Below are 23,486 nucleotides of genomic sequence, written 5' to 3'. Positions count from 1 at the left end.
AGCATACTTGTATACATGTGCGCAACGAAGGGCCACGACGTGGACCGGATGAAGCGCGCCTCGGGGGGCCAGCTCGTCTACGCCGAGCTCCGGCGCCGCATCCTCGACCTCGAGCTCGCCCCCGGCCAGCGGCTCTACGAGCCCGAGCTGGCGACGGCGCTGCAGGTCAGCCGAACTCCGCTGCGTGAGGCGCTGCGCCTGCTCCTCGCCGAGGACCTCATCGACCAGCTGCCGACCGGGGGCATGGTGGTGCGGCCGCTCAGCGCTGCCGACATCGAGGAGCTCTACGGTGTTCGAGCCGTCCTCGAGGGGCTCATGTCGGCCGAGGCCGCCCGGCGGCTCACTGACGACGACGCGGCGAGCCTGACGAACCTGGTCGAGCGCAACGCCCGCCTCGTGGGGCACGCTGACGACGCGATGCGCGCCGGTCACGACTTTCACCTCGGCATCGCACAGGTCGCCGGACACGGATGGGCTCGCCGGCTCCACGAGCAGGTCGACGGCCACATGTCCCGTTACCGGCCCTTCACCAACGAGAGCCAGGAGCGGCGGACCGCTGCGCTCGAGGAGCACCGCGGCATACTCGAGGCCATCGTCGGGCGCGACCCGAAGGAGGCGCGGCGCAGGGCCGAGGCGCACGTCCTCACCGCGCGTGGCGTCGCCCTCGACGCCATCGCCGACCGTCTCGCCGCCCATCCCTGAGCGCGGGACCGCCCCCCTTTTGTCGAGTGGGCGCCCCGTCACAGGGGCCCCACCCGTCACGTGACCGGTGGGACGGGGCGCCCACTCGACTGAGGCCGATGAGGCCGATGAGGCCGATGAGGCCGATGAGGCCGATGAGGCCAGTGGGGCTGGTGGGGTTCGGTGCCCACTCGACGTGGGGTTGGGGCTGGGTGGGGGTCGTGGGACGCAGCGGCCACTCGACGCGGTGGGGCGGGGTGGGATCACCTCGAGTGGCCGCTCGGTCACAGGCATCCCGCATTCCGGGTGGAGGTCGTGGGACGCAGCGGCCACTCGACGCGGTGGGGCGGGTGGGATCACCTCGAGTGGCCGCTCGGTCTCATCCATCCCCGCATACCGGGTGGAGGTCGTGGGACGCAGCGGCCACTCGACGGGGGAGGGGCGGGGGTGTCAGTGGGAGCGGCTGCGGTACCGGCGCTCGGGGCGACCTGCCGTGCCGTACCGGGGCCGCATCTCCGCGCTCCCGGTGGCGACGAGGTGGTCGAGGTATCGCCGCGTGCTGCTGCGGGACAGGCCCGTGGCCTCGGCGCACTCCATCGCCGACAGCCCGTCGTCGCCGGCATCGTCGAGCGCTCGCGCCACGAGGCCGATCGTGTCGGGGCTGATGCTCTTGGGCAGGCGCTGGGTGCGGCGGGCCGCCTGCGTGCGGAAGGCGCGGTCGACGTCGTCCTGGCCCACCACGTCGCGGTCGTCCAGCTCGGTGAGGTCGGCGCGGTGATCGGCGTAGTCGGCCAGCCGCTGTCGGAGCGACTCGATCTCGAAGGGCTTGACGAGGTAGCTGAAGACGCCGCCGTGCAACGCGCGACGGACCGAGTCCACGTCGCGAGCGGCGCTGATGACGATGACGTCGACCGCGCCGGATGACTGCTCGCGCAGGTGGCGCAGCACGTCGAGCCCGCTCAGGTCAGGCAGGTAGATGTCGAGCAGGACGAGGTCGGGGTGGGTCGTCCGCACGGCCTCGAGCGCTGCGGCGGCCGAGTGGACCACGCCAACGACCTGGAAGCCGGCCTGGCGGGACACCACGCTCGAGTGCACGCGCGCCACCATGAAGTCGTCGTCGACGACGAGCACCCGGATCATCGAGCCGCGCTCCCGGGCAGCGTCACGGGCTCGAAGGGGAGAGTTGCGACGAACACCGCGCCGCCGTCGTGGCTGACCTGGACGTCGCCGCCCCGCTTGCGGCAGATCACGCGCACCAGGGCCAGGCCCATGCCGCGACGCCCGCCGGGCTCGACCTCCTTGGTGCTGACCCCGTGCCGGAAGACGCGCTCGCCGAGGTCGGAGTCGATGCCCGGACCGGTGTCGCGCACGGTGATCCTCACCTCACGGTCGTCCTGGACGAGCTCGACGGTGACCACCGGGTCTGCCGCGTCGGACGAGGCGTCGAAGGCGTTGTCGATGAGGTTGCCGAGGACCGTGTTGACGTCGGTCGCGAGCCGCTCGTCGAGCGTGTCGAGCTTGCTGAGGGCGGTCGACTCGTCGAGCTCGAGCTCGACACCACGCTCGTCGGCCTGGCTCGACTTGGCGATGAGCAGGGCCGCGACGGCCGGGTCCGCGACGTGCGCCGTGATGCTCCGGGTGAGCCGGGTCTGGCTGTCGGTGATGTGCCGGACGTAGGTGCGCGCCTCGTCGTACTCGCCGAGCTCGATCAGCCCGGTGACGACGTGCATCCGGTTGCTGAACTCGTGGGCCTGGGCCCGCAGCGCGTCGGTCGTGTCTCGCGTGACGTCGAGCTCACGCTGCAGCTCGAGCAGCTCGGTGCGGTCACGCAGCGTCACGACCCACCCGATGTGACGCCCACGGCTGAGCACCGGCATACGGTTGAGGGTGAGCACCCTTCCGCGGTAAGGGATTACGCGGTCCGGGGTGGCGTCCGACTCGGCGAACATGTCGGCGAGCCGGCCCGTCGGGTCGAGGTCGTCCAGGTGGCGCCCGACGGAGGTCTGCGGGATGCCGAGCAGGTGCGCGGCCTCGTCGTTGACCATCGTGACCCGGCGGTCGAGCCCGACCGCGAGCATGCCCTCCTTGATGCCGTGGAGGATGGCCTCGCGCTGTTCGACCAGACCGGTGATCTCGCGGGGCTCGAGGCCGAGCGTCTGCTTCTTGACGCGACGAGCGAGCAGGAGGGAGCCTGCCACCCCGAGGGCGGTGGCGATGCCGAGGTAGGTCAGCAGGTTGGGCAGTGCCGCCGCCAGGCTCTCCATGGCGGACGGGTGCATCCGGGTCACTACGACGACGCCGTCGGTCTGGAACGTCTTGGGGTTGATCACCGGCGCGGTCGCCATCGCGGCCCCCGACTCGGTCTCCGAGCCGACCCACGCGCGCCCGAGATAGGTCGGGTCAGGCTGCAGCCGGACCACGTTCCTCACCGGAAGGGGGTCGGTCGACACGAGCACGGTGCGGTCGGAGAGGGCCAGCATGATCTTCGTGGATCCGGAGTCCACTCGCGCGCTCTCCGCGACGTAGTGGGCACCCCTCATGACGTCCGGGTTGTGCGTGGAGGCCGCCTCTCGCATGGCGCTCGTCCCGGCGAGCCGCTCGGCCACCTGGAGTGCCTGCCGCCCGAACGTCTCGTGAGCACGTGCGTCGGACTGGGCGAGAGAGACCAGGACGACCCCGATGATCACCACGCACATGATCGCGAGCTGCATGGCTAGCATGCGACCGGCGAGGGTCCACCTCCGCGGCCGCAACCGTGATCGCCACGTCGCGCTCATGCGGACATTGTGGCGATCCGCGTCGGCAAGGCAAATGTGCGCCTGAGCAAAATGAACAAAATGGAGTTTGCGCTCCTAACCGTGACAGCCGTATGCCGCCTCGGCACGCTTGCGGACCAACCGGGCCTTTCGTGCCCGCCCTGTCAGACAAAGGAGTCTCCAGTGCGTTTTCGGACCACGACCACAGTCGGCGTCGCGATCCTTGCCGCCAGCCTCGCCCTGTCCGCCTGCGGCGTCAGCAAGGAGGAGTCGACCGACGCCAGCTCCGCCCAGGCCGCAGCCGGCCCCGTCAAGGGCCTGCGCCTGCTCGTGCCCAACTCTCCGGGCAGCGGCTACGACACCACGGCGCGCGCCGCGGCCAAGTCCATGCAGGACGCCGGGCTCGCCAGCACGATCGAGGTCTTCAACACGGCGGGCGCGGGCGGCACCGTCGGTCTGCAGCGCCTCGTCAACGAGCAGGGCAAGGACGACATCCTCATGCAGATGGGGCTCGGGGTCGTCGGCGCCGTCTACACGAACAAGTCGAAGGCAACGCTCAACGACACCGTGCCGATCGCCAAGCTCATCGAGGAGTCGGAGGCCATCGTCGTCCCGGCCGGCTCGCCCTACACCTCGCTCGACCAGCTCGTCGCGGCCTGGAAGGCCAACCCGGGCTCGGTCCCCGTGGGTGGCGCCTCCAACGCCGGCGGTCCCGACCACCTGACGCCGATGCTGCTCGCGAAGGCCGTCGGTGTCACGCCCAAGGACGTCAACTACGTCGCGTACGACGGTGGCGGCGAGCTGCTCACCGCGGTGCTCGGCAAGAAGGTCGCGTTCGCGGCGACCGGCATCAGCGAGGTCGCCGAGCAGGCCAAGAACGGCGATGTGAAGATCCTCGCCGTCACCAGCGCCAAGCCCGTCGAGGGTGTCGACGCACCGACCCTCAAGAGCATCGGCGTCGACATGGTCTTCACGAACTGGCGCGGCATCGTCGGCCCGCCCGGACTCTCGCCGGAGAAGACCAAGCAGTACGTCGACCTCCTGACGAAGATGCACGACTCGGCGCAGTGGAAGAAGACCCTGACTGACCAGGGCTGGACCGACGCGTTCCAGTCGGGCGAGGAGTTCAAGTCCTTCCTGACCGCGCAGAACGAGAGCGTGGCCGGCGTCCTGCAGGAACTCGGCCTGACGTCATGACGTCCCCACAGCAACACCCGGTGCGACCGGGGCCCGTGACCAGCGGCGCCCCGGTCCCGCCGGACCGGCTCCCGCCGGACCGGCTCCCCCCGGACCGGCTCCCGCCGGACCGGCTCCCGCCGGACGACGCGGTCGAGAAGCAGAAGCACGGGTATGCCGAGTACGGCGTCGTCGTGGTCCTGCTGGCTCTCGGGGCCTGGGCGATCGTCGATGCCCTGAGCCTCGCGGACATCGCGATGAACCGGGGCCCGGTCAGCTCGAAGACCGTCCCGATCGTCGTCGGCATCCTGCTCCTGGTGACCGGCGTCCTCCTCGCGCTCGACATCGCGCGCGGCGGCCGCGGCGAGCAGGAGGGTGGTGAGGACGTCGACCTGTCTCAGGGCAGCGACTGGCGCACCATCGGCCTGCTCACGGCGTCGTTCGCCGCCAACGCCGTGCTCATCGAGCGGGTCGGCTGGCCGATCTCAGGAGCAGTCCTGTTCTTCGGCACGTCCTACGCGCTCGGCAGCCGGCACTACCTCCGCAACGCCGTCATCTCGCTCGTCATGTCCGTGAGCACCTGGTACCTGTTCTACGCGGTGCTCGACCTCAAGCTCCCGGCCGGGCTGCTGAAGGGAATCCTGTGATGGACGGAATCAGCTCCCTCATCTCGGGCTTCGGCGATGCGCTGACCCCGATCAACCTGCTCTACGCGTTCCTCGGCGTCCTGCTCGGCACCGCGATCGGGGTGCTGCCCGGCATCGGCCCGGCGATGACCATCGCGCTGTTGCTGCCGCTCACGCTCACACTCGAGCCCACCCAGGCGTTCATCATGTTCGCCGGCATCTACTACGGCGGCATGTACGGCGGGTCGACGACCTCGATCCTGCTCAACACCCCAGGTGAGAGCGCGTCGGTGATCACCGCCATCGAGGGCAACCTCATGGCGAAGAAGGGCCGGGGGGCCGCGGCTCTCGCGACCGCCGCCATCGGCTCGTTCGTCGCCGGCACCATCGGCACCCTGGGCCTGGCCCTGCTCGCTCCGGTCATCGTCAAGATCGCCGTGCAGCTCGGCGCACCCGACTACTTCGCGGTCATGGTCCTGGCCTTCATCGCCGTGACCACCGTGCTCGGGTCCTCGAAGGTCCGCGGGTTCGCCTCGCTCGGCATCGGCCTGCTCATCGGGACGATCGGCATCGACGCGACCCTCGGTGGTCAGCAGCGGCTGACGTTCGGCATCCCAGAGCTCGCCGACGGCATCGATGTCGTCGTGGTTGCGGTGGGACTGTTCGCCGTGGGCGAGGCCCTGTGGGTCGCAGCGCACCTGCGCCGGGCACCGCTCGACATCGTCCACGTCGATGGCGCGCGGATGAACCGCGAGGACTGGCGCCGCTCGTGGAAGCCGTGGCTGCGCGGGACGGTGATCGGCTTCCCGTTCGGGGCCGTCCCTGCCGGCGGTGCCGAGATCCCGACGTTCCTGTCCTATGCGACGGAGAAGAAGCTGGCCAAGCACCCGGAGGAGTTCGGAAAGGGTGCGATCGAGGGCGTGGCCGGGCCCGAGGCGACGAACAACGCCTCGGCCGCGGGGGGCCTCGTGCCCCTGCTGACGCTGGGCATCCCGACCACGGCCACTGCGGCGGTGATGCTGGGCGCCTTCCAGAGCTACGGCATACAGCCCGGGCCTCGGCTGCTCGACGAGCAGGCGCCCCTGGTATGGGCGCTCATCGCGAGCCTCTTCATCGGCAACGCGATCCTGCTGGGGCTCAACCTCCCGCTCGCGACCGTGTGGGCACGGCTGCTGCGCATCCCGAGGCCGTACCTCTATGCCGGCATCCTCTTCTTCGCCAGCATCGGGGCCTATGCCGCGAACAGCTCCACGTTCGACCTGTGGCTGCTGCTCATCATCGGGTTCCTCGGCTTCTTCATGCGCCGCTTCGGGCTTCCCGTGGTCCCGGCGATCATCGGCATCATCCTCGGCCCGGTCGCCGAGGAGCAGCTGCGGCGGGCGCTGCAGATCAGCAACGGCGACCTGTCGGGGCTCTACGACACGTGGTTCTCGAAGGCGGTCTATCTCGTCATCGTGCTGCTGCTGGTCCTGCCCCCGGTGCTGCGGGCCGCTCGCGGTCGCCGCGGTCGGCGCGGCGGCGACTCCGCCGGCCCGGACGTTCCCCGCGACGAGCCGCTCGCCGCTCACGCTCACGCCAACGTGGAAGGACTCTGAGATGCCCATCGTCGTCGGGTACGTCCCCTCGCCAACCGGCCGGGCGGCGCTCTCGTCCGCCATCGGCGAGGCACGGCGGCGCAGCGCCCGGCTCGTCGTGCTCAACGCGAGCCGTGGCGACGCGCTCGTCGACCGGCGCCACTCGTCAGCCGACGACTGGGACGCCGTCCGAGGCGAGCTCGAGGGCTCCGGGGTCGAGTTCGAGGTGACCCAGCAGGTCGAGGCGAAGGACCCGGCCGAGCAGCTGCTCGAGGTGGCCCGGAACACCAACGCCGAGCTGATCGTCATCGGACTGCGCCGTCGCACCCCTGTCGGCAAGCTCATCATGGGCAGCCAGGCCCAGACGATCCTGCTCGAGGCCGACTGCCCGGTCCTCGCCGTCAAGGCCGAGACCGGCTGACCCGGCAACCCCCACGTCGAGTGGCCATTTCGACACACGCTGCGTGCTCGACGAGCGCCGGCGCGTGTGTATCGGAGTGGCCACTCGACCTGTGAGGAGTGTCGGAGTGGCCACTCGACGGGGTGGTTGACTCGAGTGGCCTCGTGGTCACAGCCAAACGTGGGTGAATACGGGGCCACTCGACGGGGTGGTCGACTCGAGTGGCCTCGTGGTCACAGCCAAACCCGCGTGAATATGGGGCCACTCGACGGGGTGGTTGACTCGAGTGGCCGCGTGGTCACAGCCAAACGTGGGTGAATGTGGGGCCACTCGACGGGGTGGTGGTGGCGGGCTCAGAGGTGGGCGGCGTCGATCGCAGCCTGGAGGCTCTGCTGGTACCCCTCGCTCGTGAACGTCGCCCCGCTCACCATGTCGATCTGTGCCGACTGCGCGGCGAGCGCCTCCTGCCGGAGGATCGGGGCGGCATAGGCGCTGATGGAGACCGAGTGGCGGGAGCTGTCGGTGAGCTGGACCGCGCGGACATCTGTGATGCGCGGGCCGACGTGCGTGAGGCGCACCTGGACGTTGCCGTAGGGCGTCCCGACGAGCGCGCCGTCGACCGTCGCGGGCACAGCCGACGGGGACGCCGTGTGGGAGGGCTTGGCGCCCTTGGCCGCCGAGTGTGCAGGTGAGCCGGGCGCCGGGCTCGGGGCAGCAGCCGAGGAGGTATGCCGCTGCGGCGGCCCGGCGACCACGGTGACGTTCCCGAGTGGGCCGGGTCCGGACGCGAGGCCCGCGTGCCAGGACGCCCAGATGGCACCGACGCTCGCAGCTCCGACGATGGCGGTCGTCGTCCTTCTCACCAGGCGAACCTCTCGTCGTGGATGTGCGCTGCAGGCACGCCCGCATCTCGAATCGCCTTGTGTACCAGCGTCATCCAGGGCAACGGCCCGCACAGGTAGACCTCGTGGTCAGCAAGGTCCGGCACGATCCTCGTCAGGCGCTCGCCGTCGGAGCCCCGCCCGCCGGCGCGGCTGGGCAGGGCCGAGCCGCTCGCCGGTGGGCCCACGAGGGACAGGACCTGGTGGCCCGCGAGCGAGGCGAGCCGTTCGAGCTCGGAGTGCAGCGGCAGCTGGTTGACATCGTTGGCGCGGTAGACCACCGTGACGTCGCCAGGTGCGGCATGGCCCTCGAGGACGAGCTCCTCGAGCAGCGCGCGGACCGGAGTCACCCCGATCCCGGCCGCGATGAGGAGAACCTTCGGGCGGGTCCGGGCCTGGGTCGTGAAGGCGCCGTAGGGGCCTTCGACGAGCACGAACGTGCCCGGTCGAAGGTCGGCGATGCGTGCGGAGTGGTCGCCGAGGGCTCGGACGGTGATGCGTAGCGTCCGCCCGTCGGGCGCCGCGGACAGCGACCAGGGATGGGCGGCGAAGAAGAGGCTGGGCGTGACGAAGCGCCAGTTGAAGAACTGCCCGGCGCGCACGTCGAGGCGGTCGAGGTGGCGCCCTCGCACGACGACCGACCAGACGCCGGGGCCTTCCGGCCTGACCTCCGTGACGCGCAGCCCGTGGCGGGCGCTCCGGGCCACCGGGAGCAGCACTCGCCACCAGGCGACGCTCGCCGCGACGACGACCCAGAGGGTCCACCAGTAGGCACGCGACAACAGGGAGGCGTTGAAGTCGGTCCCGAGCGAGATCTGGTGGGGGACCGCGAGGATGACGGCGGCATACGCCATGAGATGCACAGCGTGCCACCACTCGTACGACAGGCGGCGGCGAGCGATCCGCACGGACGTGACCGCGATCGCGACGAGCGCAGCGGTCGCCAGCAGGGCGAGGAGCAGGTCGTCACCGCCCGTGACGAGGATGAGCAGCTCGCGGAGCCAGCCGAACGGCCCGGTCAGCCCGTCCGCGGAGGCGTACCCGAGCACGATCGCCCCGACGTGGATGAGGACGAGGGGCACGGTGATGCGTCCGAGGATGCGGTGAGCCGCGAGCGCGCGGTCCATCCCGTAGACCCGGTCGACCCAGGGCACGCGGGCGGCCAGGAGCACCTGGAGCAGCAGCAGGTCCATCGCGACGAGGCCGGTCAGCCGGCCGACGGCGGTGAGCCGGGCACCGACGTCGCCGCTGAGCAGGGCGTGGCTGCCGCCGCTGGCAAGGAACTGGGCCACGACGAGCACGACGCTGCCGATCGCCAGAGCCTCGAGCAGGTCGGCCACGCGGGCACGCCAGCGCCGGAACTCCGCTCCGCGCCGGAGCGCGCGGGCCGCGCGGGTAGGGACGCGGGCCCGGTCGGGAGATGCCAGAGTGTTGCTCACGAGGTCGATCGTCCTGAGCAGATCTCAGAAAGTTATGAGACGGAGGGGAGATCGTGGGCCGCATGGACGACCTGACGCTCGGCGCGCGACTGCTGCTCGTCGAGGACGACCCCCAGCTGTCCGTGATGCTCGAGCAGCTGCTCACCGAGGAGGGGTATGCCGTCTCGGTCGTCCGCGACGGACAGTCGGGCCTGCATCGTGGCCTGGTCGAGCCGTGGGACGTTCTCGTCGTCGACCGCGGCCTGCCCGGCATCGAGGGGGTCGACCTCGTGGCGCGGCTCCGGTCGAAGGGTGTCGCAGCGCCGGTCCTGTTCCTCACCGCTCGGGGCACCGTCGCGGACCGGGTCGAGGGACTGGACGCGGGGGCTCAGGACTATGTCGTCAAGCCGTTCGACGTCGACGAGCTGCTCGCCCGGCTGCGCGCGCTGCGCCGGCCGCTCGGGGCAGGGTCGGCGGAGCTCGCCGTCGGGACGCGCCGGCTCGTCGTCGCGGAGCAGCGCGTCACCGGGAACGGGCAGGACGTGGTCCTGTCGCGCCGGGAGTCCGCGCTTCTCGAGGTGCTGGCGCGCCGGCCGAGGCGGGTGTTCACCCGTGAGGAGCTGCTCGACCGGGCGTTCGACCGCGCTGACACCCTCGGCGCCGTCGACACGTACGTGCACTACCTGCGCCGCAAGCTGGGCAAGGGCGTGGTCGAGACGGTCCACGGAGTTGGGTACCGGTTAGGGGCGCAGTGACGAGATCGACTGACACCAAAGCTGATCCGGTCGCCAGAGCCGCCCGGTCGATCGCGACGCGCATCGGGATCACGACCGCGGTCGTGGTGCTGCTGGCCATCCTGGGCGCGGGCATCCTGTTCGACCGGCAGCAGGCCACGGAGATCCGGCGGCAGGTGATCGCAGCGGCGCAGACGGTCGACGACGTCGGCGACGCGCCGCCCGGCATCTGGCTGGTCGAGGTGACGCCGTCCGGTGCGAACGCGACCCCTGGCACTCCGCCATCGATCGTGGCCGCGGTCCAGACGGCGGTCGAGCGTGAGGGCGGTCAGGATGGCTCGACCGGGACGACCGCGGCGTCCGGTAGCTCCGGTGGCTCCGGTGGCTCCGGTGGCTCCGGTGGCTCCGGTGGGACGACCGGCGCGGCGGGAGGTGGCGGCAGCGCATCCGGGGGAGCCTCGGCATCAGGCTCGTCCGAGCCGCACATGATCTCCGTCGTCTCCGACGGCCGGGACTGGCCGACCGCCGGCGTCGAGCGGCACGGCACGACCTTCGCCGCGGTCTACGACATCAGGCTGCACCAGCAGCAGGAGCGGAACCTCCTGCTGTCCATGGCGGTGGCGGGACTCATCGGCGTGGCGCTGTCGGCGGTGGTCGGCCTGCTTGCCGCCAGGCGTGCGGTGCGACCGCTTGCCGAGGCGCTGGAGCTGCAGCGCCAGTTCGTCGCGGATGCCAGCCACGAGCTGCGGACTCCGCTGTCGGTCATCAGCATTCGCGCGCAGATGCTGCGGCGCCGGCTACGCGCCAACGGCCGCGACGAGGAGGCGCAGGAGGTCGAGCAGCTCGTCGCTGACACGAAGGTGATGAGCGATGTCGTCTCCGACCTGTTGCTGTCGGCTCAGCTCGACGCGACCGAGGCGACCAAGGACGCGGTGAACCTCGTCCACGTGGCGGAGCAGGTCGGCCAGTCGCTCGAGCCGTATGCCGCAGAGTCGGGCGTGACACTCGCGTGGCCGAACGCCGCGCACCGTCGGCCGGTCGTCGTCGACGGCGTCGCTTCGAGCCTGCGTCGAGCGGTGCTGGCCTTGGCGGACAACGCGATTGCGCACTCGCCGGACGGGTCGAGGGTGGAGCTGCGGGTCGAGGCCCGTGGACGTGAGGCGGTGGTGGACGTCGCGGACCAAGGGTCGGGTGTGGACGCGGCAGACCTCAGCCACCTGACGCGCCGGTTTGCTCGGGCGAAGGACGACGGGGCGGGGCGGCGGTTCGGGCTCGGCCTGGCGCTCGTCACCCAGATCGTCCGGTCGCACGGCGGGACGTTGGCGGTGGACCAGACGCCCGGAGGCGGAGCGACGTTTTCCCTTCACCTGCCGCTGGCTGACGACGGCGAGGTCGAGTAGCGGGCGTCGACTGGCACTGCCGCCTTGCGTGTCGCCCGGATCTGTCTCGTCGTCTCGCGGCTCTTTCTCGGTCGGGGTTGCGCGGCGATGCTAGTTGCCGGGTCCCTGGCCGAGGGCCCCCCGCTGAGCCTGCATGACGCAGTCGGTCAGCGTCGTGGCCTTCGAGAGCATCTGCGACATCTGCACACCGCGGCCCGTGGCGTGGGCGTTGGCGCCCATGACCCAGCAGACCTCGGGGTCCATCGGAGTCGAAACCACCTCCTGGCTCGAGCCGACTTCGGACCTGAGGTTCTCGAGCTCCTCGCTCTGCTGGTTGCGCATCCAGGCCAGCATGATCGTCATCACGACGACGGCGGCTACAGCCACCCAGACAACGAAGGCCTCGCTGGCCGGCTCGCTCCGCGGCTTCGGAGGCGGCACCGCCGGACCGGCCGCCCCGCTCGGCTCCGTCATGGTCGATGTTCCTTCCACGGGAAGAGTCCGCCGGGTGGCCGGGTGCGCACCTGGCGGGTGTTCGAGGCGCCCGGCGCGCTTCCTTCTCGATCCAGCCGGCTAACTGCGTCGGCCACGCCGTGGCGCACCGCGAGACGGATCACCCAGTACCCGATCAGGATCGGGATGGACCAGACCAACGCCAGGAACAAGATCCCCGTCACCGAAATGTCGCCTGTCATGAGCTGCATGCTAGGCACCCTTCGTCCAAGACCTGATCCACTTGGGCTCCGTCCGCGTGGGGCCGGGCGAGCCTCGCGACACCAGATGTCGTACGTGCCGGTGGTGGACATGCTGAACCCAGTTGGCAACGGTTGTGGTGCGCGCGGTGTCTGGAGTGTCGTACCCGCGTCGTGTGTCTGACGATTTGGTTGGACTAGCGTTCAAGTGAGGAGCTCCTCTCCGTGTGTTCGGCAGAACGAAGTGGATAGGGGCGAATCGTGCGTTTGGGCATGAGTGTTGTATCTGGAACCTCGGCCGCGCTGCTGGTCGGCTTTACCGCGACGCCCGCGTCCGCGACGACGTCGTGTGACAGCGCATCATCACCCGCGTAGCCCTCGCCAACCGGTCCGCCGGGGTGAGGGCGGCCCATGCGGACTGACCACTCGACGCAGCTGCTCTGCGGTCGAGTGGCCAGCTCCACGGGGCGAGACGCGTCAGGTGACCTTGACGGCCCGGTTGGCGCTGTAGCCGGCGAGATGGTCGGTGTCCGCCGGCTTGTAGACCCGGTAGGTCGCCGTGCCGCGGGCGGTCGGCTTGACCGAGAACGAGTAGGTGCTCGTCGAGCTGAGCGCCCTGCTCGTCACGGTCGTCCACGTGCCGCTACCGGCATACCGCTGGAGGTAGACCGTCTTGCCCGCGTGAGTGGGCGACACGGACCCGGTCAGCGTGAACGTGCCGCCCAGGCCGACCGACGTCCGGCTCGCCGTGGCGGTCACCGCCGTCTTGACCCCGACCCGTCGCAGGGCGCTGCTGGAGCCGACGTAGGCGGTCGACCCGCGGTACACCCACATGTAGTCGACGGAGGCGGTCGGCTTGTGCGCGAAGGACACGGCACCGGTCGAGCTCGACGTGCGCGTCGCGGTAAGGGTCCACGTGGTCGTCCCGACCCGGCGCCAGTAGAGCTCCGCCGGGGCGCCGGCGATCGCGGCACCCGTGTCACGCCGGGTGACCTTGCCGCTCACCGTGACCGAACCGCCCGAGGTCAGGGAGGTGACGTTCGAGGTCATCGACACCGCTGTGCCCACGAGCTTGGCCGACGCGGCAGGACTCAGCTTGCCCGCGCGGTCCTTGACCCAGATACGGAAGGAGTAGGCGGTGCCGGTGAGGTTGCTCGCGGTCATCGCCGTGCTGGTGCCCGAATAGAGCGCTGTGCCGGAGCTGACGTCCGCGGGCGGGGTGGCGCCAGTGGCCATCCGCACGATGTAGCCGTCGAGATCCGTGATCGCCGGCGCCTTCCACGCCAGCGTCGCGGCCCGGAGTGCGCCGGTCGCCGTGAAGCTGCCGACTGCGGGCGGCGTCACGTCTGTCGTCCGGAAGGTGGAGGTGAACAGCGTCGTCATCTGGTTGCCGTCGGTGTCCTTCACCCCCGAGACGAGCAGCCGGTATGCCGCCGCGTCGTAGAGCGGAGACGCCGGGGTGATCGTCGCGACCTTGGTCGACGGGTCGTAGCTGACCGAGGCGGCGACCCGGGCCCCGGTGCGGCCGTTGAGCAGGCCGACCGTGGTGCTCGTCACCGATGTCGGGTCAACGTCCCGCTGGAACGTGACGGTCGGTGTGTAGGTGAGCGTCATGCCCGAGCCGAAGTCGGACGGCGTCGTGCTGCGAACCCACAGCTGGTCGTGACCAGGTGCGATCCCGGTTGCGTTGACCATGAGATCGACGCCGTAGTCCCCGGGCATGGTCACGTCGACCTTCCCGTCGCCGGTGACGTCGCCTGCAGACACCTCGCCCACGCCGTGCTCGACGAGGCCCGGGACAGACGTCTCGACCGGCACGCCAAGGCCAGTGCCGACGCGCGGGACGACACTCAGGCCGGGCCGAGATCCATGGACGAGCACAAGGTCGGCTGTGCCGTCCCCGTCGATGTCCCCGGCGCCGAGGTCGTTCGGGTTGCTGCTCACCGGGACCGAGTTCGGCGCTCCCAGGGTGCCGTCGGCGCCCTGGGTCATGACATCGAGGTGCGGGGTGTCGTGGGTCGAGCTGGTCACGATGTCGAGGCGGCCGTCACCGTTCGCATCGAAGAGCTCGAGGCCCTGGCCTGACCCGAGGTTGTCCAGCGTGGTGGTCGCCTCGGTCCAGCCGTCGGCTGTGTTGTGGCGCACCACGACGGACGATCCGTGCAGCGTGACGATGTCGGGCCGAGAGTCTCCGTCGATGTCGCCCACCGCGAGGTCGTACGTCGTGGACCACGGAGCTGCAGCCCCGATGTCGACTGGTGCGTACGTCGAATCTTGCTGACGCAGCAGCGCGACGATGCGCATCGTGTCGGTGCCGCTGTCGGTACCGCGTCGGCCCGTGACGATGTCAAGCAAGCCATCGCCGTTGAGGTCGGCCACCGCGATGCGTTCCGTGCCCGCCGTGTCCGGAAGGACTTCGGCCGCGGACAGGCCGGCGTACTCCTGGCGCAGCACCTGGACGCCCAGCGCCGTCCCTACCACCACGTCTTGCTTGCCGTCGCCGTCGACGTCGCCGACAGCGAGGCTGTTCGGGGTCGAGCGCTCCTTGGTGACGTAGGGCACGGGTGACCCGATCATCGCGTTGCCTGCCGACGGGACCACGTAGATGTCGCCGGCGTGCGCGTAGCCGGTGTAGCCGAGGATGGCGACGATGTCCTTGCGGCCCTCTCCCGTGACGTCGGCGACGGTGGTGCCCTTCACCGCCTGCCACTCAGCGATCGGCACGTGCCAGGGCAGCTGGAAGAGGCCCATGCCGGTGTTGGCGATGGTGAGGGAGTAGGGGAGCGGGTCACGCGCGCCGTTGAAGTTGCGGACGGATACGTAGTAGGTGCCGCGACCGATCATGAACTTCAACGACTCGGCATCGCCGGCGTACTCGCCATCCACCTCTCCGACGAGCCTGAGGTTCGAGTCGTAGACGGCGAGGACGGCGTCGAAGGCCATGCTGATGTCTACGGAGCCCTGCCCGGGGGTCACCGTCACCGCGACGGGCCCCTCGCTCGTCGACTCGTAGCGGTACCAGTCGACGTCACCTTCGGCGCCCATGGTGCCGGACGTCGCGCCCGTCATCACCGTGGCGCGAGCCGGGACGTCGTTGGGCTCGTTCGACCCGAGCGCAGGCTGTGCAAAGTCGGCCGCCCACGTGCCCCCGACGGCATACGTCGCGTCGACGATGCCTGCGCCGTAATAGGGGTCGATCCCTCTCGGGCCCGCGTCGCGGGCAGTCGTCTTGAGTCGGGCAGCGACCTGCGCGGGTGTGTACGTGGGGTACTGCGCACGGACGAGCGCCGCGATGCCCGAGACGATCGGTGCGGAGAAGGACGTTCCCCCGCCGATGTAGTAGTCGTAGGTGCGCCACGTCGACACGATGTCGAAGCCCGGCGCCGCGACGTCGACCCAGTCGCCGTGCGTCGAGAAGTCGGTCAGGCGGCCGTCCTTGTCGGTGGCGGCGACAGCGACCACCTCGGGGTATGCCGCCGGGTACTCAGGCTGGTCCGCTCCGGTGTTGCCCGCGGCAGCCACGACCACGGCGCCCTTCGCGACGGCATACGTCACGGCGTCGTGCAGGAACGGGCTGTCGTCGGCGCCGCCGAGCGAGAGGTTGATGACCTTCGCGCCGTGGTCGGCGGCCCAGCGGATGCCCTGGATGACGTCGGAGTCGGTGCCGTCGCCCTGCGCGTCGAGCACCTTCACCGGCATGATGCGGGCGTTCCAGGCGACGCCGGCGATGCCCTCGGTGTTGTTGGTGTTGGCGCCCGCGATGCCGGCGACCATCGAGCCATGGCCGTTGTCGTCGCTCGCGGCACCGGCCGCGATGGCCGTGTCGGTGATGGCGTTGAACCCGGCGAGCACCCGGCCCGCGAGGTCCGGGTGCCCGCCATACACACCGGTGTCGACGACGGCAATGACCTGGGAGGTCGAGCCCTTCTGGCGGTCCCAGGCAGACGGCATACGCACGGTGTTGAGGTACGGCTGGTCGCCGTAGGCATAGGCGAGGTCGTTGGGCGCGACGGACGCCGTACGGATGTAGTCGAGGCTGACCTTGGCGACATGGCTGTCGGCGCGCAGGCGGCTCGCGAGGTCTTCAGCGGAGCCGCTCGTCTGCAGCTCGACGACGCCAGTGCCCGCCAGCCTGCCGACGGCCTTGGCCCCACGGCCCCTGACCGCCTTGTCGCGGGACGCCTGCGAGGCGGACTTCTTGAACTCGACGAGCACCGTGCCCTTGGCGTGCTTCCTGGGTTCGGTCTTCCCGCGATGGGGACGCGGCAGCGGCTTGGCGTGCAGGCGGTTGCCCGGCGGCGTGCCGGCGGCCGGCGCGCCGGCTGTAGTGGCGGTGCCGGCGGCGGTGCCGGCGGCGGTGCCGGCGGCGGTGCTGGTGGCGGTGCTGGTGGCGGTGCTGGTGGCGGTCGGCGACGAAGACGCGACGGCTGCTGAGGTGGAGACGGCCAGGACGGGCGCGGCGAGCGCGGCCGTCAGGGCAGCCGCAAGTGAGCGGCGACTGAGCATGAAGGGGCCCCTGTTTCGGTGAGTTGGCGAGCGAAGTCTGCCAGAAGAAGGTGACCTCAGCGCGTCGAGCGTGGGCAGGTTCGCTCGGACATACCATCCACTGGCTTTGCCGCCGAGCCGTGCTCGGCTGCGGCGCGGCGACGGACCTTGTATGTCTGACGGTCCCCGCATGATGGGTGACTGCGGAAAGGTCGACGGCGGGCGCTCAGAGAGTGGAGAGCACCTTCTCGCCGATGTGGCGCATGCCGCGGAGCACGGCCCAGACGGTGAGCGGCTCGAGTCTCGTGCCGGTCGCGGGCTCCCAGTTGGCTATGGCGGCCCACGTCACCGTGCGGTCGCCGACCGTGACTCCGCCGACATCGGCCCGGACGCCCGAGTCCGTCCCTGTCTTGTTCCACAGCAGTGGAGTGCCTCCGAGCGAGACATGGTGTGCGATCGGGTCCATGCCACCTTGCTCCACCAGCGCGGACCCGACCATCGACTGGTCGACGTTTGCCGAGAGCCACTGGCGCACAAGGCGATCCGCCTCGGGGCTCGCCGCAGCGCCGGCGGCCACCCGGCTCATCAGCGCACTCAGCTCGATGGCGGTGCCGGTGGAGAGCGTCGCCGGGTGCTCGGCCGACCGCACGTCGCGCACCCGGTCGTGCAAGGCGGTCGCGCGCAGCCCGAGGGCCGTCGCGCGCGCTGCGACCTCGGCGAGCCCGACCCGGCGCAGCAGGACGTTCGTCGCGAGGTTGTCGGACACGGCGCCGATGAGCGCCGCGACGTCGATGAGCGGGAGGGTCTCGACCGAGAGGGTGTGCCACAGCCCCGAGTCACCGACCCACAGGTCGACCGTCCGGGTGAGCGGCTCGTCGGGCGACAGCTCGCCCGCCGCGATGGCGCGTGCAGTCTCGATGAGCAGCAGCACCTTGCCCACGGACGCGGTGCGCAAGGGCACGTCGCCGCCCACGAGGCCGAGCGGCATTCCGGAGTCCAGTGGGCTCGTCGAGCGAGCTCTCCGAGTCCCCTGTCCCGGCTCCACCTCGACGCGCCGGACGCACACCGACCAGGTGACGCCGCCGGCGTCTGGAAGGTCGAAATCCAAGTCAGGCAAGGGAGTCCAGCCATGAGACCAGGGCAGCGCTGACCTTCTCGGGAGCCTCCTCGGAGAGGAAGTGCCCGGCGCCGTCGATCGTGATGCTGCGATAGTCGCCCGGCACGAACGCGCCGGACCCGTGCGTCGCCGCGGCCAGGACGCACCCGTCGTCGGACCCCTGCAGCTGCAGCACCGGCACGCGGACGGCGTGCCGGATGCGACGCATGAAGATCGGTCCGTCGGGTCGGACGGACGAGCGGCCCAGCCACCGGTAGTGCTCGGCGGCGGAGTGTGCGACGAAGGGGATCATCATGCCGTCGCCGTAGCGCGCGATGTCCTCATCGGTCGGGTACGTCCCGAGGGGGGAGGCCCAGGAACGCATCAGGCGCTCGACGTAGTCGTGCGAGCGGGTCATCTCGCGCTCCGGAGCGAACGGCTTCTGCATCGCGGCGATCCACCCCGATGCGCGCCGCTGCTTGCGGTCGCTCCACGTGGCTCTGCGCATGATCCGCGGGTGCGGCATCGACAGGGAGGCGACGGCGCGCGTGACGTCGGGGCGGAAGGTCGGCATGCACCACGTGACCCAGCCGCCGAGCCCCTGGCCGACGATCACGGCGTCCTTCTCGCCGAGGGCCCGCACGACACTCGCGGTGTCGAGCGTCGACATGTACGTGTCGTATCCGCGGGGAGGCTTGTCGGAGCCGCCGTAGCCGCGCAGGTCCATCGCCGCGGCGCGGTAGCCGGCACTGGCGAGCGCCACCAGCTGGTGGCGCCACGTGTACCAGAACTGCGGGAAGCCGTGCAGCAGGAGCACGAGCGGCCCGTCGCCCAGCTCCGCGACGTGGAAGCGCGCGCCGTTGGCCGACACGTAGCGGTGCTCCCACGGGCCCTCGATGTTGACGAAGGCGGCGTCGACCGGCATCGGCTGGTGGTTTCGGAGATCGGTCAAGCGTCGCGGGATGGGTCAGGTGCGGGCGGCGTCGCGGGCGCGGCGGCCGTCGCTTGCGGGAGGTTGGGCTGGTCCCACGGCGGGCGGGGCGCCGGGACAACGGTGCCCGGGTGCTCGGTCGCAGCCTTGATGCCCTCGATCGTCTGCTGGGTGCTGGCGATCGTCTTCTCAGGCGTGGGGTTGACCGTCTTCAGCTTGCGCACGCCGAGCCAGGCGAGCAGCGCGGCGACGAGCAGCATGAAGACCGTGACGATGAGGTATGCCGCCCAGGCCGGGAGGCCGAGCGCCTTCAGCCCTTCGGCGATCGTGGTGAAGATGAAGTAGACGGAGTAGAAGACGATGACGGCGGCCGCGGCGAGCAGCCCACCACCGGTGCCGGCCTTCTTGAGCTGGACCGAGATCTCCGCCTTGGCCAGGGCGATCTCGCTGCGCACGAGCAGGGAGATGTCCTGGGTCGCGGACGCGACCAGCTGGCCGAGGGTCCGCTCCTGCCGGGGATCGGTGCTCATCGCTCACTTCCTCGGTGCTCGGGTCGCGAGGCGCGAAGTACGCCCGCCGAAAGCCACCCTACTGTGCTCGCCATACCCAGACATGGCAGGCGGCGCCAGCGGGGGCCGACCAGGAACAACAATGGTCCTCACGCGGACTCCTCCGTCTCGTACACGTCGGGGATGCCGTCGTGGTCGCGGTCGGCGGTCTCGCGGACCTCGACGCGGCGATAGTGCGCGTTGCGGATGCGCAGGACGACCGCAGCGAGGAGGGAGGCCAGCAGGCTCCCGGCCAGCACCGCCAGCTTGACGTGCTCGTCCCGCGCGGTGCCGCTGCCGAACGCAAGCTCGCTGATCAGCAGGCTGACGGTGAAGCCGACGCCGGCAAGCAGCGACAGGCCGAGGACGTCGGTCCAGGAGAGGTCCTCGTCGAGCTCGGCGCGGGTGAACCGCGCGACCGTCCAGGTGCCACCGAAGACTCCGACCGCCTTGCCGGCGACCAGCCCGACGATGACGGCGATGGCTGCCGGGTCGTGGAACGCGGCGGCCAGACCGCCGCCGACGACGGTCACCCCGGCCGCGAAGAACGCGAACACCGGGACCGCGATCCCAGCCGAGAACGGCCTGATCCGGTGCTCCATCCGCTCTGCCAGCGAGTGACGGTCCGGGTCGTCCTCATGCTCGCGGTTGACCGGGACCAGCAGGCCGAGCAGCACGCCTGCGACGGTCGAGTGGACACCGCTGGAGTGCACGCACACCCAGGCGAGGACCGCTGGGACGGCGAGCAGGAACGGGTTGGTCAGCTTGCGCTTCAGCAGGATCCGCCATGCGGCAAGCGGGAGGACCGCGGCCAGGAGCCAGAGCACCTTGACCGACTCCGTGTAGAACAGCGCGATGATCGTGATCGCGATGAGGTCGTCGACGACAGCCAGGGTGAGCAGGAACGACCGCAAGGCGCTCGGCAGGTGCGTCCCGATGACGGCGAGGACCGCGAGCGCGAACGCGATGTCGGTCGCCGTGGGCGTCGCCCAGCCGCGCAGTATGCCGCCGACGTCGGTCGCGCTGTCGCCTCGGGTCAGCGTCAGCACCGTGATGACGTACAGGATCGCGGGGAGCGCGACACCGCACGCCGCCGCGGCGATGGGTAGGGCTGCCTTTCTCCGGTCGGCGAGGTCACCGGCGACGAACTCGCGCTTCAGCTCGATCCCGGCGACGAGGAAGAAGACCGCGAGCAGGCCGTCGGCGGCCCAGGCGCTGAGGCTGAGGTCGAGGTGGAGCCCAGGGGGGCCGACGACGATGTCGCCGAGAGCGGCATACGACTCCCGCCAGGGGGAGTTGGCCCAGACGATGGCAAGCAGTGCGGCCCCGAGCAACAGCGCGCCGCCCACGGTCTCGGCGCGAAGGAGGTCGGCGACGTAGCGGGCCTCGTGCCACGTCCCGCGGCGCAGCAGGCGTTCCGGCGACGTATGCCGCTCTGGCGGCGTATGCCGCTCGGGCGACGCGTGCGGGTCGCTTGCCATGGAAGCCTCCGAGCGGATGGGTGCGTGATCGCCGACCAGACTTCCCGGCACACCATGGCTCGCGCGTCGCCGCAGGGAGCGCGAGGAGCCGCGTCGAGTCTATCGACGGGCTCGCGTGGCTCGGCCGGTACATCTGAAAGCGACTATTGCGACAGTGCTGGTTCGACGGGGCTGCGGGCTCTACATTGGGCGACTGGGGGGTGAGTCCTGTCCGTCAACGTGCGCTCGGGGGAGAGGCATGACCGAGAAACCTGCAGGCTGGTACTACGTCGGCGATGGCAAGCTGCGCTATCGCGACGACTACGGCTGGACCGAGTTCTACATGGACACCACGGACCCGCGAGCGGAGAAGTGGCCACCGCCTACGCCGAAAACGATGCTCCAGCAGGTCCGTGAGGACGAGGCGAAGCGCTCGGCGCAGGCCAAGGCCCACTCGGGGGGCTGGTTCAGCCGGTCCCGCAAGTCCCCGAAGTCGGACGGCCGCACGGCATAGCGGAAGCCGCACACCCTGTTCTGTGTCGAACCTGCCCGAACCGGTCACGGGACCTGCGCCGACTGCATAGGGTCGCCCCGATGACCACGCCGACTCACCGCAGATCACTACGTCAGGCCATCCTGGCGATCGCGCGCGACCGGGCCACCCTTGTGCCGCTCGGGATCTTCGCGACCTTCGGTTCCGTCTCTGCGATCCTCCTGTCCATCGGCGGCGCCCACCAGATCGCGGTCGGTCAGAATGGGGCCGACTCCGGTTCGAGCCTCCCCATGGCGGCGGCGCCGGGATACTTCGGCGTCATCGCGAACTGGGACGGGCAGTGGTTCCACTCGATCGCCACCAACGGCTATCCGGTGCCCATTCCCATGGTGGACGGAAAGGTCACTCAGAACGCATGGGCGTTCCTGCCCCTTTATCCGATGCTCGTGCGCGGACTCATGTACGTCACCTCGCTGCCGTTCACGGTCTGCGCGTGGATGTTGAGCATCGGTCTCGGGGCAGTGGCGATGGTGATGCTCTATCGTCTGGTGCTTCCACGAGCGGGGGCGTTCAACGCCGGAGCGCTTCTGGCCTGCCTGTGTGCATATCCGACCGCGGTGCTGTTTCAGACTGCCTACGCCGAGAGCTTGGCCCTCCTGCTGGTCGTCGCTGCGTTGTTCGCCCTCAGCCGGCGGAGGTACTCGCTCGTCGTCTTGGCCGCGTTCGGCCTGTCGCTCACCCGACCGATCGTGCTTCCGCTGGCGGTCGTCATTCTGGTCCACGGTCTGGTGCGCCTCCGCTCCGAGGGTCGTGGGTTCACGACGCGTGATCGGGTGGTGGTTGTCGCCACGGCCGCCGTGACCGGACTGCTCCTGGGTCTGTGGCCTCTCATCGCCGGCATTGCCTCGGGGCATCCGAATGCCTATCTGGACACGCTTTCCGCGTGGCCGGTGAACCAGGTCGGAAGCGGTCCCCTTGGCGGAGGATGGTTTGCCGATGCTCTCTCGTTGGCGCCGGCGACCATAGGCGCAGTAGCGATCAGCCTGGCTGTCGTCATGATTGCGCTACGGCCTGGTGCCCGGAGCTGGGAAGTCGAGCTGAGGGGCTGGGGGCTGGCCTATCCTCTCTACCTGCTTGCCGCATCACGACCCAGTCCCAGCATTGTGCGGTACCTCATGTTGAGCATCGCGCCGCTGTGGCCGTTCGTCGAGATGCCCAGTGCTGTGGTGCCAGCTCGGTACCACCGGCTGATGCGATGGCTGCCGCTGGTCTTGGTCATTCTCCTTTTCCTGGTCGCACAGTACGTGTGGATCACGCGGGTGTTCATCTACACGACGACCGGTCCGTCGACCTACCCCTAGGTCGCACCGCTCGCCATGGACGGTGTCGTGGCGTGCACGGTGTCGAATGCCGCGAACGGCACCATGCCGGCACGCGACCACAGACGCTGGACACGAATGTTCTGGACCTGGGTGGAGATCAACAGCCTGCGGGATCCGCGGGATGCTGCCTGGCGAGCGCACTCGCCAAGAAGCCGACCGTAGAGCCCCTTTCCCTGGGCCGACCGAGCAAGACCGGCGAGCTCGATCTCCAGGTCGTCCGCATCCCGGTCGAAGATCAGGGTCGCGACGCCCAGGGGCCGTCCGTCGACGCGCATGAGCATCACATCATCGGGGCGGTCCTCGAGCGTCCGCTCAGCCCACTCGACGTATCCCGCGAGCGCGGCCTCGGCAGAGAGGTCGGGGTTCGCGAGGTAGTGGTTGCCATATGCCTGGAACGAGTCCTCCACGATCATTCGGACCGCCTCGACGGCCGTTTCCGGATCGGACGACGCGGGACCGACGTGGATGGTCGGGTCCGGCGTGGCCTCCGTTGCGTTCAGCACGACCGCTGGAGGCGCCTCCCAGTAGACGAGCGCATCGGCATGGAGGACCGCACGACCCGACTGTGCGGCCACCGCACCGAGCGTGAGCATCCGGCTTGGCCATCGCCCGATGACCAGCTCTTCCTGGGCTGAGCTCAAGACCGTCGCGACGAACTCGGCTGCCTTCTGCTCCTCACCGTCCCACCCGACGCTCAGCCGACCGACGGTGACTCCGAAGCGAGAGGACTCCAGGGGACTGGCTCGGAAGCCGAGCTCGTCACCACTCAAGGAC

21 protein-coding genes are annotated in these 23,486 nt (G+C 70.1%); 9 read left to right on the top strand and 12 right to left on the bottom strand.

Annotated features, from left to right (window positions below):
- Nucleotides 1-15 precede the first annotated feature (15 nt).
- Nucleotides 16-702 (top strand): GntR family transcriptional regulator, encoded by a 687-nt coding sequence (locus ACYVLP_RS13705; protein WP_460627903.1) that lies wholly within the window; start codon nucleotides 16-18, stop codon nucleotides 700-702.
- Between the two features lie 429 nt (nucleotides 703-1,131).
- Here the strand turns inward: ACYVLP_RS13705 and ACYVLP_RS13700 are convergent, their stop codons facing one another.
- A complete protein-coding gene (locus ACYVLP_RS13700; RefSeq protein WP_460627902.1) occupies nucleotides 1,132-1,821 on the bottom strand; it encodes a response regulator in 690 nt (229 codons plus the stop codon).
- On the bottom strand, nucleotides 1,818-3,392 hold the full coding sequence (locus ACYVLP_RS13695) for a sensor histidine kinase (protein WP_460627901.1): 1,575 nt from the start codon (nucleotides 3,390-3,392) through the stop codon (nucleotides 1,818-1,820). The genes ACYVLP_RS13700 and ACYVLP_RS13695 overlap by 4 nt, the downstream gene beginning before the upstream one ends.
- Before the next feature lie 228 nt (nucleotides 3,393-3,620).
- Here ACYVLP_RS13695 and ACYVLP_RS13690 point away from each other — a divergent pair, with 228 nt between their 5' ends.
- Genes ACYVLP_RS13690 through ACYVLP_RS13675 form a run of 4 tightly spaced genes read left to right on the top strand, consistent with a single transcriptional unit; the run spans nucleotide 3,621 to nucleotide 7,234 of the window.
- Complete coding sequence (locus ACYVLP_RS13690; RefSeq protein ID WP_460627900.1) at nucleotides 3,621-4,634, top strand: Bug family tripartite tricarboxylate transporter substrate binding protein; 1,014 nt, start codon at nucleotides 3,621-3,623, stop codon at nucleotides 4,632-4,634.
- Nucleotides 4,631-5,260 (top strand): tripartite tricarboxylate transporter TctB family protein, encoded by a 630-nt coding sequence (locus tag ACYVLP_RS13685; protein ID WP_460627899.1) that lies wholly within the window; start codon nucleotides 4,631-4,633, stop codon nucleotides 5,258-5,260. The genes ACYVLP_RS13690 and ACYVLP_RS13685 overlap by 4 nt, the downstream gene beginning before the upstream one ends.
- On the top strand, nucleotides 5,260-6,834 hold the full coding sequence (locus ACYVLP_RS13680; RefSeq protein WP_460627898.1) for a tripartite tricarboxylate transporter permease: 1,575 nt from the start codon (nucleotides 5,260-5,262) through the stop codon (nucleotides 6,832-6,834). The genes ACYVLP_RS13685 and ACYVLP_RS13680 overlap by 1 nt, the downstream gene beginning before the upstream one ends.
- Before the next feature lies 1 nt (nucleotide 6,835).
- Nucleotides 6,836-7,234, top strand: coding sequence for a universal stress protein (locus ACYVLP_RS13675; RefSeq protein WP_460627897.1), 399 nt, complete (start codon nucleotides 6,836-6,838; stop codon nucleotides 7,232-7,234).
- A gap of 332 nt (nucleotides 7,235-7,566) precedes the next feature.
- Here the strand turns inward: ACYVLP_RS13675 and ACYVLP_RS13670 are convergent, their stop codons facing one another.
- Nucleotides 7,567-8,076, bottom strand: coding sequence for an FMN-binding protein (locus ACYVLP_RS13670; protein WP_460627896.1), 510 nt, complete (start codon nucleotides 8,074-8,076; stop codon nucleotides 7,567-7,569).
- Complete coding sequence (locus tag ACYVLP_RS13665; protein ID WP_460627895.1) at nucleotides 8,073-9,533, bottom strand: ferredoxin reductase family protein; 1,461 nt, start codon at nucleotides 9,531-9,533, stop codon at nucleotides 8,073-8,075. Before ACYVLP_RS13665 ends, ACYVLP_RS13670 begins: the two co-directional genes overlap by 4 nt.
- 62 nt (nucleotides 9,534-9,595) lie before the next feature.
- Between ACYVLP_RS13665 and ACYVLP_RS13660 the strand changes: the two genes are divergently transcribed.
- A complete protein-coding gene (locus ACYVLP_RS13660; RefSeq protein ID WP_460627894.1) occupies nucleotides 9,596-10,267 on the top strand; it encodes a response regulator transcription factor in 672 nt (223 codons plus the stop codon).
- Nucleotides 10,264-11,646, top strand: a complete 1,383-nt coding sequence (locus ACYVLP_RS13655) for a sensor histidine kinase (protein ID WP_460627893.1) — start codon at nucleotides 10,264-10,266, stop codon at nucleotides 11,644-11,646. Before ACYVLP_RS13660 ends, ACYVLP_RS13655 begins: the two co-directional genes overlap by 4 nt.
- A gap of 90 nt (nucleotides 11,647-11,736) precedes the next feature.
- On the opposite strand, the gene ACYVLP_RS13650 is transcribed toward ACYVLP_RS13655, so the two are convergent.
- The 7 genes from ACYVLP_RS13650 to nhaA all read right to left on the bottom strand — a co-directional run bounded on the left by ACYVLP_RS13650 (nucleotide 11,737) and on the right by nhaA (nucleotide 20,858).
- Nucleotides 11,737-12,099, bottom strand: a complete 363-nt coding sequence (locus tag ACYVLP_RS13650; RefSeq protein WP_460627892.1) for a hypothetical protein — start codon at nucleotides 12,097-12,099, stop codon at nucleotides 11,737-11,739.
- Entirely contained in the window at nucleotides 12,096-12,320 is a 225-nt protein-coding gene (locus tag ACYVLP_RS13645) for a hypothetical protein (RefSeq protein ID WP_460627891.1), read from the bottom strand. Before ACYVLP_RS13645 ends, ACYVLP_RS13650 begins: the two co-directional genes overlap by 4 nt.
- 474 nt (nucleotides 12,321-12,794) lie before the next feature.
- Entirely contained in the window at nucleotides 12,795-16,823 is a 4,029-nt protein-coding gene (locus ACYVLP_RS13640) for a S8 family serine peptidase (protein WP_460627890.1), read from the bottom strand.
- A 205-nt stretch (nucleotides 16,824-17,028) separates the two neighbouring features.
- Nucleotides 17,029-17,919 (bottom strand): serine hydrolase, encoded by an 891-nt coding sequence (locus ACYVLP_RS13635; protein ID WP_460627889.1) that lies wholly within the window; start codon nucleotides 17,917-17,919, stop codon nucleotides 17,029-17,031.
- Complete coding sequence (locus ACYVLP_RS13630; protein WP_460627888.1) at nucleotides 17,912-18,850, bottom strand: alpha/beta fold hydrolase; 939 nt, start codon at nucleotides 18,848-18,850, stop codon at nucleotides 17,912-17,914. The genes ACYVLP_RS13635 and ACYVLP_RS13630 overlap by 8 nt, the downstream gene beginning before the upstream one ends.
- A complete protein-coding gene (locus ACYVLP_RS13625; protein WP_460627887.1) occupies nucleotides 18,847-19,359 on the bottom strand; it encodes a phage holin family protein in 513 nt (170 codons plus the stop codon). The genes ACYVLP_RS13630 and ACYVLP_RS13625 overlap by 4 nt, the downstream gene beginning before the upstream one ends.
- 128 nt (nucleotides 19,360-19,487) lie before the next feature.
- The gene (gene nhaA, locus ACYVLP_RS13620; protein WP_460627886.1) at nucleotides 19,488-20,858 is read right to left on the bottom strand and encodes a Na+/H+ antiporter NhaA; all 1,371 of its coding nucleotides are present in this window, start codon (nucleotides 20,856-20,858) and stop codon (nucleotides 19,488-19,490) included.
- Between the two features lie 238 nt (nucleotides 20,859-21,096).
- Here nhaA and ACYVLP_RS13615 point away from each other — a divergent pair, with 238 nt between their 5' ends.
- Both ACYVLP_RS13615 and ACYVLP_RS13610 read left to right on the top strand, forming a co-directional pair.
- A complete protein-coding gene (locus tag ACYVLP_RS13615) occupies nucleotides 21,097-21,351 on the top strand; it encodes a hypothetical protein (protein ID WP_460627885.1) in 255 nt (84 codons plus the stop codon).
- Nucleotides 21,352-21,431: 80 nt separating this feature from the next.
- On the top strand, nucleotides 21,432-22,691 hold the full coding sequence (locus tag ACYVLP_RS13610) for a hypothetical protein (RefSeq protein ID WP_460627884.1): 1,260 nt from the start codon (nucleotides 21,432-21,434) through the stop codon (nucleotides 22,689-22,691).
- Here the strand turns inward: ACYVLP_RS13610 and ACYVLP_RS13605 are convergent.
- Nucleotides 22,688-23,482, bottom strand: a complete 795-nt coding sequence (locus ACYVLP_RS13605) for a GNAT family N-acetyltransferase (RefSeq protein ID WP_460627883.1) — start codon at nucleotides 23,480-23,482, stop codon at nucleotides 22,688-22,690. The two genes, ACYVLP_RS13610 and ACYVLP_RS13605, sit on opposite strands and share 4 nt — an antisense overlap.
- Nucleotides 23,483-23,486: the final 4 nt, after the last annotated feature.

This window comes from Intrasporangium mesophilum, assembly GCF_054783095.1.
Note: the sequence above shows the minus strand (reverse complement) of the source record. Positions and strands in the feature narration are given on the sequence as shown.

What these genes read in the sequence shown, in the direction of transcription:
- ACYVLP_RS13705 (WP_460627903.1), top strand. Translation starts at nt 16, where the DNA reads ATGTGCGCAACGAAGGGCCACGACGTGGACCGGATGAAGCGCGCCTCG.
- ACYVLP_RS13700 (WP_460627902.1), bottom strand. Translation starts at nt 1,821, where the DNA reads ATGATCCGGGTGCTCGTCGTCGACGACGACTTCATGGTGGCGCGCGTG.
- ACYVLP_RS13695 (WP_460627901.1), bottom strand. Translation starts at nt 3,392, where the DNA reads ATGCAGCTCGCGATCATGTGCGTGGTGATCATCGGGGTCGTCCTGGTC.
- ACYVLP_RS13685 (WP_460627899.1), top strand. Translation starts at nt 4,631, where the DNA reads ATGACGTCCCCACAGCAACACCCGGTGCGACCGGGGCCCGTGACCAGC.
- ACYVLP_RS13680 (WP_460627898.1), top strand. Translation starts at nt 5,260, where the DNA reads ATGGACGGAATCAGCTCCCTCATCTCGGGCTTCGGCGATGCGCTGACC.
- ACYVLP_RS13675 (WP_460627897.1), top strand. Translation starts at nt 6,836, where the DNA reads ATGCCCATCGTCGTCGGGTACGTCCCCTCGCCAACCGGCCGGGCGGCG.
- ACYVLP_RS13660 (WP_460627894.1), top strand. Translation starts at nt 9,596, where the DNA reads ATGGACGACCTGACGCTCGGCGCGCGACTGCTGCTCGTCGAGGACGAC.
- ACYVLP_RS13650 (WP_460627892.1), bottom strand. Translation starts at nt 12,099, where the DNA reads ATGACGGAGCCGAGCGGGGCGGCCGGTCCGGCGGTGCCGCCTCCGAAG.
- ACYVLP_RS13645 (WP_460627891.1), bottom strand. Translation starts at nt 12,320, where the DNA reads ATGACAGGCGACATTTCGGTGACGGGGATCTTGTTCCTGGCGTTGGTC.
- ACYVLP_RS13640 (WP_460627890.1), bottom strand. Translation starts at nt 16,823, where the DNA reads ATGCTCAGTCGCCGCTCACTTGCGGCTGCCCTGACGGCCGCGCTCGCC.
- ACYVLP_RS13625 (WP_460627887.1), bottom strand. Translation starts at nt 19,359, where the DNA reads ATGAGCACCGATCCCCGGCAGGAGCGGACCCTCGGCCAGCTGGTCGCG.
- nhaA (WP_460627886.1), bottom strand. Translation starts at nt 20,858, where the DNA reads ATGGCAAGCGACCCGCACGCGTCGCCCGAGCGGCATACGCCGCCAGAG.
- ACYVLP_RS13615 (WP_460627885.1), top strand. Translation starts at nt 21,097, where the DNA reads ATGACCGAGAAACCTGCAGGCTGGTACTACGTCGGCGATGGCAAGCTG.
- ACYVLP_RS13610 (WP_460627884.1), top strand. Translation starts at nt 21,432, where the DNA reads ATGACCACGCCGACTCACCGCAGATCACTACGTCAGGCCATCCTGGCG.